Raw genomic sequence first — 13,412 nt, 5'->3', positions numbered from 1 at the left:
TGGCAAAACATCTCGGTCAATGGGGGCGTGATCGGAGGGTTCTCAACTACCCAATATGCCAGTAAGTATTGCCAAAATCGCAACTTGTGTGCAGACTGTACAGGTGGTCACGACAAGCGAAGGTGCGGACAGCACACAGAATTCCCTGGTGCTCCGTGTCCGCAACGCCATCAAAGACGCGGGAATCAACCACAGCGAAGTCGCCCGACGGATCGGGCTCGACGCCTCCAAACTCTCGAAATCCCTGGCCGGGACCCGCAAGTTCCGGGTCGAGGAGATCTCAGGCATCTCCGAACTCACCGGAGTCACCACCGACTGGCTCACGACCGGTCGCAGGGCGGGGGCGCCTCGGCGGGTGATGGTCACCGACGCACCCGCCCAGCACCGTGAAGTACCGGACGTAGTCGATGACGGGGCGCGCGCTGACGCACACGCTGCCGGGGGAGCGGCCGCCGGTCCGGCGCCGACGAAGGAGTGGATGTCGAAGGGCACCCGAAATCGCGTGACGATCATCGTCGCCGCATGGGAGCTCTATGCCGACCTCGGCATCGACAAAGTCCGCACCGAAGATGTCGCGGACGCGGCCGGGGTGACCGCCTCGGCGGTGAACTACCACTTCCGGACGAAAGACCAGCTGCTGCAGGCGGCACTGCGCTACTCGCTCGACATCATCGCCGAGACCCGGCACCTCAACGATGCATCCGACCCCATTTCTGTCCTCCGCCACTTCGCACGGCTCCACGCTGGCGTCGACTCGAAGATCCGCCGCGTCTGGTCGATCTGGCTCCAATGCTGGGCCCGAGCCTCCACCGATGAAGGAGCCCGGGCGAACCTCACCGCCGTCTACGGCGAATGGCTCGACATGATCAAGGCGGTCATCGACGCCGGACAGCGATCGGGCGCGATCCGCACCGGCGACAGCGCTCTCATGGTCAAGGCACTGGCGATCTTCATCGACGGACTCGGCGTCGCACGCACGACCGAACACATGCCTCTGACCGATGACGAAGCGCTGACCATGCTCGAGAACTACTTGGCCGCGCACATCCTCACCGACACCCGAACCCCGAAGTCAGAACGAGTCGCCGCAGCCGGCGGACCCGTACCGACGTCCTAGGAAGAAGGCACATGAGAACACCGAACCGAAGACAAGCGCTGGGTGCAGGCCTTGCCGTGGCCGGAGTGGCGGGCTTGAGCGCCTGCGGCGGCGCGGAAGTCGGTGCCGCCGACGCCGGCAAGCCCGTCAAGGGCGGGACCCTGCGCGTCGGTGTCACCGGCGGCAACTCCGCGGACACCGTCGACGCCCACATCCCCGTCAACAACGGCGATGTCTGCCGTGCCGTCAACCTCTACAACGCCCTGTACGGCTGGGACGACGACTCTCAGGTCGTGCCGTTGCTGGCCGAATCGATCAAGGCCAACTCCGACTCCACCGTGTGGACGTGCACGCTGAAGGAGGGCATCAAGTTCTCCGACGGCAAGCCGATCACCTCCGAAGACGTCGTTTTCACCTTCGAGCGGATCAACGACCCCGACGATCCGAAGACTGCGGCCGCGAACTTCTCCATGCTGGAGAAAGTCGTCGCCAAGGATGAGCGCACCGTCGAGTTCCGACTCAGCGAACCCAACGGCCTGTTCAAGGACGCTGTCGCCGAATACACCGCCGCCATCGTCCCCGTCGGCTACGACCCGGAGAACCCGGTGTGCTCGGGACCGTTCAAACTCAAATCTTTCACCGCCGCCCAGTCGACGGTGCTCGTGCCCAACGAGCACTATTTCGACTTCGACAAGATGTACCTCGACGAGGTGGAGGTGCTCAACTTCAACGACGACGACGCCCTCATCAACGCCCTCCTGTCCACCCAGGTGGACGCGATCGCCGGCATCCCACTCGCCCTCGTCGAAGTCATCGCCGCCGATGAGCGCATGTCCATCCTCAACTCGAAGACAGGCATGTGGCTGCCCTTCACGATGCGCGTGGACAAGAAGCCCTTCGACGACGTCAAGGTCCGACAGGCCTTCCGGCTCGTCGTCGACCGCGAACAGATGATCGAACAGGTGCTCTCCGGCTACGGCACCCTGGGCAACGACATGTTCGGACCGTTGAGCGAGAACTACCCGGACTTCCCGCAACGCAAACGCGACATTCCGAAGGCCAAGAAGCTCCTCGCCGAGGCGGGCTATCCCGACGGGCTCGAGGTCGAACTCGTCACCGCCCCCATCCAGTCCGGTGCCGTCGAATCCGCGCAGGTCTTCGCCCAGCAGGCCGCCGACGCCGGAATCACGGTGAAGATCCGCAGGGTGGACGCGACGACGTTCTTCGGCGACGAATACCTCAAATGGGACTTCGCCCAGGACTTCTGGTACACCCGTGACTTCCTGCCGCAGGTCATCGCCTGTTCGCTCGAGGAGTCACCATTCAACGAAACCCACTGGGACGATCCGACATTCAACAAGGTCTTCGACGAGGTCCGGGCCATCCCGGAGGCGAATGACCGACGCGACCGTGAACACGAACTGCAGAAGATGCTCTACGACGACGGCGGCTACATCGTCTGGGGCTTCGCCAACCAAGTCGATGCCTTCCAGAAATACGTGGGCGGGCTCGTCCCGAACTCCACAGGGCGACCTCTGAGCGGGTGGAGATTCGACCGCGTGTGGATTGGAGAGGTGTGACATGTTCGGAAAAGTGATCGGAAAGCGGCTGCTCTTCTCCGCCTTCATCCTCATCGCGGTGTCTCTGCTCGTATTCGGCGCCACCCTGCTGCTGCCCGGTGACGCGGCACGCGCGATCCTCGGCCAGCAGGCCACGCCGGAGCGCATTGCGGCACTCAACGAACAGCTGGGACTCGACCAACCCGCCTGGCAGCGGTACCTCACCTGGCTGGGAGGCCTCTTCGTCGGTGACTTCGGCACCTCCTCGGCGAGTGGCGGCTCCGTGGCCGCACTCCTCGGTGATCGTGTGTGGGCGTCCTTCGTCCTCATGGGACTGGCCGCGGTCATTTCCGTGCCGTTGGGCATCGGACTCGGTGTCTTTCAGGCCCTGCATCGCGGGAAGCGGCGCGACCAGGCGATGACCGGCATCAGCCTGGTGCTTGCGGCCATGCCCGAGTTCGTCATCGGCATCGGACTCATCGCGATCTTCGCCACCTCGGTGTTCCAGATCCTGCCGGCCGTGACCCTGGCACCGCCGGGCGAACCCGTCTGGAACCGACCTCAGCAGCTCATTCTGCCGACCCTGACCCTCATCCTCGTCGTCACCCCCTACATCGTGCGGATGATGCGAGCGACGATGATCGAAGTCCTCGACTCCGGCTTCGTCGAAATGGCGCGACTCAAAGGCGTCCCGGAGAAACGCGTGATCATACGCCACGCCGTGCCGCACGCTCTCGGACCGGTCGCTCAGGTCGTCGCTATCCAGCTGGCCTGGCTGGCCGGCGGTGTGGTCGTCGTCGAGTTCCTCTTCCGCTACCCAGGACTCGGCCAAGCACTCATCGATGCGGTGACCTACCGTGACGTGCAGGTCGTCCAGGCGATCTCCATGCTCGTCGCCGCTGTCTACGTCGTGGTGAATCTGGCGGCTGATGTCGTCGGCATCCTCACCAACCCGAAACTCAGGAGCGCAGCATGAGCACCGACGCCAACAGTCTTGATGACCTCAAGTCCGCGGCCACCGATGCCGCCGAGGTGCCCAAGGAATCCCAGACCACCTATGTTCCCTTCTACAAGCGGGTGCTCGCGCAGAAACAGGGGAAGATCGGTCTGATCATCACCGTGGTCGTCGTCGCGCTCGCCCTGTGCGGTCCGCTGCTGCTGCCCTGGGCGACGGGCAACACCGCCACCGAATTCGTCACGAAGCCGTTCAGCCCCTACGGTCTGTTCGGCTCGGGCAACCTCGGCCGAGATGTTCTCTCCCGGTTCCTCGCCGGCGGTGTGACACTCATCGTCTACGGTGTGCTCGCCACGGCGCTCGGCATGGTCGTCGGCGCGATCATCGGCATGCTCGCCGCCTACGTCGGAGGAACCTTCGACGCCGTGATCATGCGGCTCAATGACGTCATCCTCGCCATCCCGCAGCTCGTGTTCGCCCTCCTGGCGATCACCGTGCTCGGACCGCAGGGATGGGTGCTCGTGACCGTCATCGGTCTCACCCACGCACCACGCATCGCCCGCGTCGCGAGGTCCGCGACCCTGGGAGTGATCACCGAGGACTACATCAAGGCCGCGGAGATGTACGCGATGCCCCGGTGGAAGGTGCTCATCCGTGAGCTGCTGCCCAACATCACCGGGCCCCTGAGCGTCGAGGCAGGCCTGCGCCTGACCTACTCCATCGGCTACATCGCCTCGCTGTCCTTCCTCGGACTCGGCCTGCAGCCGCCCGCGGCTGACTGGGGTCTGATGATCAACGAGAACCGCATCGCCCTGTCCATCCAACCCTGGGGTGTGCTGCTGCCGGTCATCGCGATCGCACTGCTGACCATCGGCACCAACCTGCTCGCGGACTCCTTCGCCCGAGCCACTGCATCAACATCCGTGGAGGCATGATGAGCCCGAAGACAGAGACCGTTCGCCACGATGATGCGAACGAACCGAACGAGAAGATCGTCCTGCGTGTGTCCGACCTGCGCGTCCTGACGAACGCCGGGGACGAAATCCTCCACGGAGTCGACTTCGCCCTGTCCCGAGGTGAGATCCTCGGACTCGTCGGCGAATCCGGTTCCGGTAAGACCACGGCAGGCCTGGCCTGCATGGGACACTTCCGGGAAGGTCTGAAGTTCGGATCCGGGTCAGTGAGCATCTGGCCGCGCGGTGATGCCTCCCATCTTGAGGTCGGCGACCTCGACGAGGTGGCCCTGCGAGACCTGCGCGGATCCCGAATCGCGTACATCCCGCAGGATCCGGCGCTCTCGCTCAACCCCGCCATGCGCGTGGGTGAGCAGATCCGGGAAGTCCTCGACATCCACGGCTTCGGAGCCTCCGATCGTGAGCGAGCCGATCGCGTCGCCGAGGTGCTCGTCGACGTCGGCCTGCCCGGGGATCGGGCCTATCAGCGACGGTGGCCCCATCAGCTCTCCGGCGGTCAACAGCAGCGCATCGGCATCGCCATGGCCTTCGCCATGTACCCCGACGTGCTCATCCTCGACGAACCGACGACCGGTCTGGACGTGTCCACCCAGTCGGTCGTGCTCGACACGATCCGGCAGATGACGGTGGCGAACAACGTCGCCGGTCTCTACATCACCCACGACCTCGCGGTGATCAAGGACATCTCCGACCGGGTCGCCGTGATGCTGCGCGGCAACCTCGTCGAAGAGGGGCCGGTGTCGGCAGTGCTCGAACGCCCGCAGCATGAGTACACGCAGATGCTCATGGCTGCGGTGCCCGACCTCGCCGGCCGTAAGACCATCGGCGACGGCGCCGCCGAGGCGAAGGCCGTCACCGAGTCCGACGAGAAGACGCACGTCCTCGTGTCGGCGGGGGAGAAGCCGGTTGAGACGGATCGGGATCGGATTGAGGCCGACGGGTCGGCCGCCTCGGCGGGAGATGGTGCTGCCGCGAACGCGCCTCTGCTCGAGGTCAGGGATGTGGCGCTGGCCTACGGAAAGGCGCAGATCCTCGACGGGATCAATATGGTCCTGGAACCGGGGGAGTGCACGATGCTGCTCGGCGAATCCGGATCGGGTAAGACGACCCTGTCGCAGTGCGTGGCCGGACTCAACGACGACTACAAGGGGTCTGTTCGACTGCGCGGCACGGAACTGGCACGGTCGACGCGCAAACGCACGAACGAGCAGCGCGTCGGCATCCAATACGTGTTCCAATCGCCGTTCTCCTCCCTCAACCCCAGGCGGTCGATCGGTCAGTCACTGACTGTGCCCTTGGAGATGAGCGGCCAGGGTACGGCCGCGAGTCGGAAAGCTACTGTCGAGGAAGCCCTCGATTCTGTGCGGCTGGGACGGTCGTTCTATCACCGACGTCCCGGTGACCTCTCCGGCGGTGAGCGGCAGAGGGCCGCGATCGCTCGTGCGCTCGTCAACGCGCCGTCGGTGATGGTCTGTGATGAGATCACCTCGGCCCTCGATGTCAGCGTCCAGGCTTCGATCGTCGCCCTGCTGCGGACCTTGCGGGAGGAGCGACAGCTGGCGATGCTCTTCGTCACCCACAACATCGCGCTTTCCCGGCACATCGCCGATAACCTCGCGGTGCTCAACAAGGGCAAGATCGTCGACTACGGGCCGACCGCGCAGGTGCTCGAGGACCCCTCGCACGAGTACACACGGGCGCTGATCGCCGACGTGCCGAAGTTCTGACGGGCAGCCTGTCCGGGCGGGCGGGGCGAGGTCAGCGCGGTACGGCCCCCGCCCGTTTTCTTGCTGAGGCAGTTGGTTGCTGCGTCTGAGGGGCGGGGACGACTGCACCGGGAGGGCGCAGTCAAACTGCGTCCCCTATGTCAGGGACGACAGATACAGTCGATCTATGGCACAGCAAAGACGCGCTGGCAGCGATTCGAGATGCTGCACCCGGCAAGATCCTCCCTTGATTTGGCGGGACTATGTTGATGATCTGCACCCCTCCGTTGTTGCAATGGACCGGTGGTTGGATGGCCTTGTTCCATTCGAGAGATTCCATCAAGAAGGGGAGAACGCCGAGCTGATGGAGGCGGCCGCGGCCGGGGAACTGTGGGACAGCGGCGACGAGACAGCCCGAATCAAGCCTATTTACAGTGATCCTGATGTCTACGAACTGCGGAGGCGGGCGCTGACCAAAGCACTGCGCTTCTATCACGCTGAACCAGTCGAACTGCCGACAGCATTGGTCTCACTGCACCGGCATATCAAGTCAGATTCTCCGAGCCGGCAGAGTGAGATCGATATTGCAGTAGAGCGCTACCGAGCTGGTGCGGGGAACGGTTGGCAACGGCGCTCCTCGCCACCTAACAACCCGTAAGTTGTTTCTGTATAATGAACGATATGACTGCCGCGCGGAAGAATGCTTTGTCGACCCTGAATCCAGAGCTCGTGCGAGCGCGCGCAAAAGTTCTTGCGCGTGAAGATCGGGAGCTCAAGGCAGAGTTGATCAGAATCCGCCAAGAGTCCGGTCTTACTCAGAAAGAGCTCGCCGACATCATGGGAGTGACGCAGCAGGCTATTCACAAACTTGAGCGCTACGACTCTGATCCGAAAGCGTCGACGTTGCGACGCTACGCTAATGCCCTCGGCGCGTTTTATGAACACCAGGTGCATAAGGATCAGGGACAGTCGGTGTGGCTTGCAGCCCGCCGCGAGTGGGAGACTGCGCGAACGACAACTGTTTCAGTGTCTTCGGCTGGTGGTGGAGGTGCACCTGCCGCTGGTAGATCATGGCGCACCGTCAAGCAGTCCGACTTCGGGCTTGCGAGGTGATCTTCCATGACATTTGAAGGCGACGACCCTCTTGATGAAGTTCGAGCTCTCATTGACCAGGTGCAACTTGAATCAGTGGAATTCCATGAAGTGTCTGCCCGCCGTTTCGACTCCGGTTCGGACGGGGAGGACGGGGAGATCTCGATCGAAGTGCAGATCAGAGAAGGGTCAGGCGGGTTCGGCGTTCGGTTGATAGCCACCGCAGAAGTGGCAATCGGCGAAGCCGTCGTCAGCGTGGCGGGCGAGTATTCGATGACTGAGGGCGCCGACCCCAGCAGTCGGACGATTAAGCAGTTCGTCAATGAAGTTGCTGTCATGACCGTGTTGCCCTACCTCCGTGAGGGGATGACCACGATCACCGCGAAAGTGTTCGGCAAGGCGCTGTACATACCGATGATTCCGCGTGGCGATATTGCCGTGGAGCTCGACGACGAGGACGCTGTGAGAGGCGATGCTCAAGTGTAGACGCAGCTGAAAGTGTGGCGGCGACAGTTATGGACCCCGCGCGGGCTCTGGCCGGCGACGTGTCGAAGTTCTAGCCGAAGTCGGCGTTGGGACCCTCATCGTCGGAGGGTTCGGCGTCCGGGTCCTCATCGCTGTCGTCATCGTCGTCGGCATCGTCGTGCCGACCGAACTCCTCGGGATCGACGTTGTCGAGGTAGGCCGCCGACGGCGCTCCACCGGCATCGTGGTCGAGATTCTCCGCAGCCTTGCGCATGCTGCCTGCGGTGCTGTCGTCAGTGCTGTTGTCTTCGGTCGACATGAAAGTCGCCTTTCGCTGGAAAGCGCGGGTGGAAAGTCAGTCTACGGGGTGGTCATGAGCGCGTCGACCGAACATTTCGACAATCCGGTGGAGGGCCGTGCACTCACTCGGTGAACGGCGTGATCGGCTCGGGTTGACCGAGTGAGTCGACGAGGTCACCGGCGAGCGTGCGCAGTTTGATATTGCGATGCGATGACGCCTTCTTGAGAATGGCGATAGCTTCCTCCTGGCTGCAGGCCGCCTGGGCCATGGTGATTCCGATGGCCACGTCGATGACGGTACGCGATTCCATCGCCCGCTGTCGGTGTTCGGCTGCTTCGGCGAAGCGCGCGGTTCGGACTGCCACGCGCAGTGACCTCTTCACTGGCTCCATGAATCTTTGCACTTTCGACAGCGTCGGCTCCCCGAGGCTGCGGGGTTGCATGGCGTAGAAGGTCATGACCGCTTGCGCAGTGTCATCGATGTCGAGCGGGACCGCCACCAAGCTTCGCAGGTCGTCAAGCACAGCGATGTCCATGAAGTCTCGCCAGCGCTTCTCTTCGTCGGCGTCATCGACACAGATGATCGTGCGGCTCTTCGTTGCCTCCACGCGCGGGCCGGCTCCGAGGTAGGTGTGGATGTCTTCGAATCGTCTCGCTGCGTCGTCGCTGCCGCCGACAATGGTGTTGCGTCTGTTGCGGACCAGCGTGATCCCGCACGAGACCGGAGAGTCCTGACCGATTTCGGCGGCGGCCATGATTGCGAGCTCATCCACGAAGGTGCCGAGCTCGTCTTCTGAGGCAAGGAGTCTGAGGAGGAGTTCTGCGGCCGATTCGCGGTGGGGGTCGGGCGCAGCAACGGTGTCCTTCAACGTCTGCGGTTCAGTTCTGAGCCGCTGGCGTTGATGATCCGCGCGAGAATCTGCGGGCAAAGGGGAAGGCGATACACAATCAGGGGTCCTCACATCTGGAGGCCGCCTGCTTGACCTTGCAATATCTTACGCAAGGCTGGTGCTGCGCCCAAAATCGGTTTCGGGCAATTGCTCAGGCGGTCAGGCTGGGACACGATCGGTGTACCGGGCAGCACCCCTACCGAGCTGCCTGAAACAGTGTCAGCATGGGTTCATGCACTCGATAGAGAAGGGATGATCGTGATGAGCGATTCCAGCGAAGACGAGAAGGACCTGACAAAGGTCCCCGAGGAAGCCAAAGACGATGTTGCGGAAAAACCCGGCACGGATTCCGCGTCGATGCAGCATAAAGACAACTTGGTCGATGAATGGGAGGAAGAGTCCTTCCCCGCAAGTGATCCGCCGGCGCACTACTGACACCCGTATTCGCAGGGCCCGGCACCGTTGCACAGGTGCCGGGCCCTGATTTGCCGCCGAGACGGAGCTCGAAGCCGCGGCGGCCCCGCCGCCAGCTCTGTGAGGGCTGCGTTTCGTTTACTCGTCCATTGTGAGTACGAGTTTTCCGGTTGTGCGATTGGTCTCGCCCTCTCGGTGGGCTTCTGCTGCCTCTGTGAGAGGGAACGTCCCGGCGATGGTGGCACGCAGTGCACCATCGTCGACGAGTCCGGAGACGATTTCCAGCGTGCTGCGCGAGGAGTCCACGAGCATTCGAAGAGCTCGCACTCCGAGCTGATCTGCTTCGCGAAGGAGATCAGCGGAGCCGACGGGGATGAGCGACACGAGACAGCCGCCTTTGCGAAGAGTGTGCAGGGAGCGCATCGCTGTGTCACCGCCGATCGTGTCGAGCACCGCGTCCACGTCTCGCACTCGATCGGCGAAGTCGTCCGTACGGTAGTCGATGACCTCATCGGCGCCGAGTTCGCGCAAGAAGCCGTGTTTCTCCGCGCTCGCGGTTCCGATCACGTATGCGCCCCGCGCCTTCGCGATCTGCACAGCGATGTGCCCGACGCCGCCTGCGGCCGCGTGGATCAGCACGCGCTGTCCCGACTGCACGTCCGCATTCTCGACGAGCGCTTGCCAGGCGGTCAGTGAGACGAGGGGGAGTGCTCCCGCCTGCACATGATCGACCGATCGGGGTTTCGATGCGAAGAATCTGGACGGGGCGGCGACGTATTCGGCGTGGGAGCCGAGTCCGAACGGGTACGACAGCATGCCGAACACCTCGTCTCCGGGTTTGAAAGTCGCGACGCCGATGCCGACATCTTCGACTACTCCAGAGACGTCCCAGCCGAGCACCAAGGGCAACGTGTCAATGAAGCCGCGGCCGGAACGGTGCTTCCAATCAGTGGGATTGAGGCCCGCCGCCTGAACTTTGACGAGGATTTCGTTGGGGCGGGGCTCCGGGCGCGGAATCTCGGTGATTTCGAGAACGTCGGCGCTGCCGAAAGTCTGCTGGCTGACGGCGCGCATCATCGCTTCGGTGTTCATGGCCCCATTGTGCCACTTCGGACATCGGAGCCGTCCTGGAGAGGTAAAGGGACTGGCACGGATTGTCAAGACTGTTTACAGGGGTCTGCGCACAATGCCAGGCTGAGAAGACCGCGCCCAGCGGTGGGTCCTGCGGGGTCCGGACAGATGAACACAGATGCTGAGGAGGAACAAGGGATGAACCACAGTCACTTGCGCACGGTCTACGAGAGCGGCGGTCCATATGCCACGGTCTACCTTGAGGGTCGTGCTCCTTCAGCGGATGCCGAGACTCAGCTGCGCCTGCGCTGGTCGGAGCTGCGAGACCAGCTGTCCGAAAGCGGGGCAGAGGAGTCGCTCCTCGAGCCCATTGACGCGATCATCCTCGTCGACGAACCCACCGAGGTGCACACGGACGGTCGGACCATCGTTGCGAACTCGGGGGGAGTTCTGCTTGACGAACACTGGGATGCGGCGTTGGGAGAAGGCGACGCGGCGCACTACGGAGACGTGCCCGAACTCGGAGCCTACCTCCGGCAGGAATGCAGGCAGTTCGACGTCGTGCTTGTCATCGCCGGACAGGATGGAGCGGCCGTGCGTGAACTGAGCGTGACTCCGGATCGTGAACGCACCGAAAACGAGTCGGTCCACGTGACCGGCGACAACGACGAAGACATCAACAAGCCGCGGCGAGGAGCATACTCACACAACCAGATCCGGCGTCGCGTCGACGAGATCATCAAAGACAACGCTCGCAGTGTCGCCGACTTCGTCGACCGTCTCATCACAGACCACGCGTCGGACGCACTCGTTCTGGCCGGAGAGGTGCAGGGCAGAACCGCCGTCAAGGCTGAGCTGTCGGCACGAGCCGAGGAGATGCTTCATGAGATCTCCGAGGGCGGCGATGAAGACGAAAGTGCCGAAGAGGCAATTGACGTGGCCATCAGGGCGTTGGTGACGAGGCTCGCCGAAGAACGAGAGGCTGAGAACTCGGAGCGTCTGGGCGAAAGCAAAGCACACGGCCGTGCGGTCGAAGGGCGAGCAGAAGTCGAAAAGGCAGTGGAACGCGGAGCGGTGGCGGTCCTTCTGCTCGATGATGCCGAGGCCTCAGCAGGAGAAGCGGAGATCGTCTCCGCGGCTATCCTGTCCTCAGCTGAGATCGGTCTCAGCCACGATCCGATGAGCGACGGCATTGCTGCGATCCTCCGCTACGACGTCGGCGCTGCGCTGGCGGACTGAGCAGCAGCTATACGATGGCCAACAGTATCTAACGGGTTACATGTGTATGGTTGGTCCGTGACAGCCGATCTCGGCAGGCCGGAAGGATCCCCTGATGAATCGCCCGACGGAACGCTCGACCCCGCCTGACCCGAAGTCGCTCGACGACGAAGTCATCCGCCAAACCCGCACCCCGCGGCGCGTGCTCGTGCTCGGGGCGACCGGTTACATCGGCGGTCGCCTTGTGCCGCGACTGCTGCAGGCCGGGCACCAGGTACGGGTCGGGGTACGGCGACCGGAGAAGCTCAAGCAGGTTCCATGGGCAGCCGACGTTGACGTGAGAACCGTCGACCTGGACACCGGTCGTGGACTGTCCGACAGCCTCACCGGCATCGACACGGCCTACTACCTGGTGCACTCCATGGGCTCTGGCGGGGACTTCGAAGCCGCGGAGTCCGCGGCGGCCACGCGTTTCGCCGACGAAGCCGCCGCGGCCGGTGTGGGCCGTGTCGTCTACCTCGGAGGGCTCCATCCGGAGGGACGTGAGCTCTCGAAGCACATGCGTTCACGAGCGAACGTCGGACGGATTCTGCTCGACTCCGAGGTCGACGCGATCGTCTTCAACGCCGGCATCATCATCGGCTCCGGATCGGCTTCGTTCGAGATGATCCGCCACCTCGCCACGACCCTGCGCTGGATGCCGGCACCGGACTGGGTGTCCAACCGCGTCGAGCCGCTGTCGGTTCGTGACGCTCTCTACTATCTTCTCTCCGCGGCCGATGTGCAGGAGGCGGTCAACCGGTCCTTCGATATCGGTTCACGTCAGATCCTCACTTATGCGAACGTGATGCGTACCTTTGCTGCCGTCGCAGGGCTCAAGCCCCGCCACGTCATCGCTTTGCCTCTTCCCGCACCGACGCTGTCAGGCATCTGGGTCGGGTTGGTCACCCCGCTGCCCTTCAGCCTCACCTTGCCCCTCGTCCAATCCCTGCAGGAAGACGCGGTGGCTTCGTCGCAAGAGGTTGATGAGGTCATTCCGCCGCCCGAGTCCGGGCTCATCGGGTTCGCCGACGCCGTCCGACTCGCCCTGCGCCGCGAAGTCGAAGGTGCCGTGGATACGAACTGGGACGCCGACGCCGGAGAGCTCGACGAGGCGGCCAGCCCGCTGCCGAATGACCCGCAGTGGGCGGGACGGCGCATCTGCACCGACGAACGCGCGGCAACGATTCCCGGTCTCTCGGCCGCCGATGTGTGGCCCGTGATCGAGGGCATCGGCGGGGCTCAAGGCTGGTACTCCTGGCCCCTGGCCTGGAAAGTCCGCGGAATCTGGGACAAAGCCGTCGGCGGCGCCGGCCTCAACCGAGGTCGACGGCTGCCCGATTCCCTGCGCATCGGCGATCCCGTCGATTGGTGGAGGGTCGAACAGCTGGAGCGGAACTCGCGTCTGCTGCTGCGCGCCGAGATGAAGGTCTCCGGTCATGCGTGGCTCGAATTCACGCTGACCGACTCAGCCGACGGCTGCGAGTACCACCAGACAGCGACCTTCATTCCCACCGGTGTGCGCGGCCGCCTCTACTGGGCCCTCGTCGCCCCGTTCCACCGATTCATCTTCCCCGCAATGGCGAAGAACATCGCCGCCGAGGCGCGCCGTCGGGTGCGAGCGTGAACGGTC

14 protein-coding genes are annotated in these 13,412 nt (G+C 63.6%); 11 read left to right on the top strand and 3 right to left on the bottom strand.

Features of this window, described 5'->3' with window-relative positions; translation table 11 throughout:
• The first annotated feature begins 103 nt into the window (after positions 1-103).
• The 8 genes from QYM46_RS14840 (at position 104) to QYM46_RS14805 (ending at position 7,868) form a co-directional block, all read left to right on the top strand.
• Complete coding sequence (locus QYM46_RS14840; RefSeq protein WP_432789572.1) at positions 104-1,117, top strand: TetR family transcriptional regulator C-terminal domain-containing protein; 1,014 nt, start codon at positions 104-106, stop codon at positions 1,115-1,117.
• 11 nt (positions 1,118-1,128) lie between these two features.
• Positions 1,129-2,676 carry an ABC transporter substrate-binding protein gene (locus tag QYM46_RS14835; protein WP_169253037.1) on the top strand — a complete coding sequence of 516 codons (1,548 nt, stop codon included), beginning with the start codon at positions 1,129-1,131 and terminating at the stop codon, positions 2,674-2,676.
• Position 2,677: 1 nt separating this feature from the next.
• Positions 2,678-3,631 (top strand): ABC transporter permease, encoded by a 954-nt coding sequence (locus QYM46_RS14830; RefSeq protein WP_025779240.1) that lies wholly within the window; start codon positions 2,678-2,680, stop codon positions 3,629-3,631.
• Complete coding sequence (locus QYM46_RS14825) at positions 3,628-4,545, top strand: ABC transporter permease (RefSeq protein WP_432789571.1); 918 nt, start codon at positions 3,628-3,630, stop codon at positions 4,543-4,545. Before QYM46_RS14830 ends, QYM46_RS14825 begins: the two co-directional genes overlap by 4 nt.
• On the top strand, positions 4,545-6,311 hold the full coding sequence (locus QYM46_RS14820; protein WP_432789570.1) for an ABC transporter ATP-binding protein: 1,767 nt from the start codon (positions 4,545-4,547) through the stop codon (positions 6,309-6,311). Before QYM46_RS14825 ends, QYM46_RS14820 begins: the two co-directional genes overlap by 1 nt.
• A 166-nt stretch (positions 6,312-6,477) precedes the next feature.
• Entirely contained in the window at positions 6,478-6,948 is a 471-nt protein-coding gene (locus QYM46_RS14815) for a hypothetical protein (RefSeq protein ID WP_432789569.1), read from the top strand.
• 23 nt (positions 6,949-6,971) lie between these two features.
• Positions 6,972-7,403 (top strand): helix-turn-helix domain-containing protein, encoded by a 432-nt coding sequence (locus QYM46_RS14810; protein WP_101594310.1) that lies wholly within the window; start codon positions 6,972-6,974, stop codon positions 7,401-7,403.
• Positions 7,404-7,409: 6 nt separating this feature from the next.
• Positions 7,410-7,868 (top strand): hypothetical protein, encoded by a 459-nt coding sequence (locus QYM46_RS14805; RefSeq protein ID WP_432789568.1) that lies wholly within the window; start codon positions 7,410-7,412, stop codon positions 7,866-7,868.
• Between the two features lie 70 nt (positions 7,869-7,938).
• Here the strand turns inward: QYM46_RS14805 and QYM46_RS14800 are convergent, their stop codons facing one another.
• Positions 7,939-8,166, bottom strand: a complete 228-nt coding sequence (locus QYM46_RS14800) for a hypothetical protein (RefSeq protein WP_432789567.1) — start codon at positions 8,164-8,166, stop codon at positions 7,939-7,941.
• A gap of 103 nt (positions 8,167-8,269) precedes the next feature.
• Positions 8,270-9,016: a GAF and ANTAR domain-containing protein gene (locus QYM46_RS14795; RefSeq protein WP_432789566.1), complete on the bottom strand. Its 747-nt coding sequence runs from the start codon at positions 9,014-9,016 to the stop codon at positions 8,270-8,272.
• Between the two features lie 282 nt (positions 9,017-9,298).
• Here QYM46_RS14795 and QYM46_RS14790 point away from each other — a divergent pair, with 282 nt between their 5' ends.
• Positions 9,299-9,472, top strand: coding sequence for a hypothetical protein (locus QYM46_RS14790; RefSeq protein WP_432789564.1), 174 nt, complete (start codon positions 9,299-9,301; stop codon positions 9,470-9,472).
• Between the two features lie 117 nt (positions 9,473-9,589).
• Here QYM46_RS14790 and QYM46_RS14785 read toward each other — a convergent pair whose 3' ends face one another.
• Positions 9,590-10,543 carry an NADP-dependent oxidoreductase gene (locus QYM46_RS14785; RefSeq protein ID WP_432789563.1) on the bottom strand — a complete coding sequence of 318 codons (954 nt, stop codon included), beginning with the start codon at positions 10,541-10,543 and terminating at the stop codon, positions 9,590-9,592.
• A gap of 177 nt (positions 10,544-10,720) precedes the next feature.
• Here QYM46_RS14785 and QYM46_RS14780 point away from each other — a divergent pair, with 177 nt between their 5' ends.
• Positions 10,721-11,761 carry a Vms1/Ankzf1 family peptidyl-tRNA hydrolase gene (locus QYM46_RS14780; RefSeq protein WP_432789562.1) on the top strand — a complete coding sequence of 347 codons (1,041 nt, stop codon included), beginning with the start codon at positions 10,721-10,723 and terminating at the stop codon, positions 11,759-11,761.
• A 94-nt stretch (positions 11,762-11,855) separates the two neighbouring features.
• A complete protein-coding gene (locus QYM46_RS14775) occupies positions 11,856-13,406 on the top strand; it encodes an SDR family oxidoreductase (RefSeq protein ID WP_432789561.1) in 1,551 nt (516 codons plus the stop codon).
• Positions 13,407-13,412 lie beyond the last annotated feature (6 nt).

It is taken from the genome of Brevibacterium sp. K11IcPPYGO002, assembly GCF_050920635.1.
Lineage (GTDB): Bacteria > Actinomycetota > Actinomycetes > Actinomycetales > Brevibacteriaceae > Brevibacterium.
This window is presented reverse-complemented; position numbering and strand designations above follow the sequence as displayed.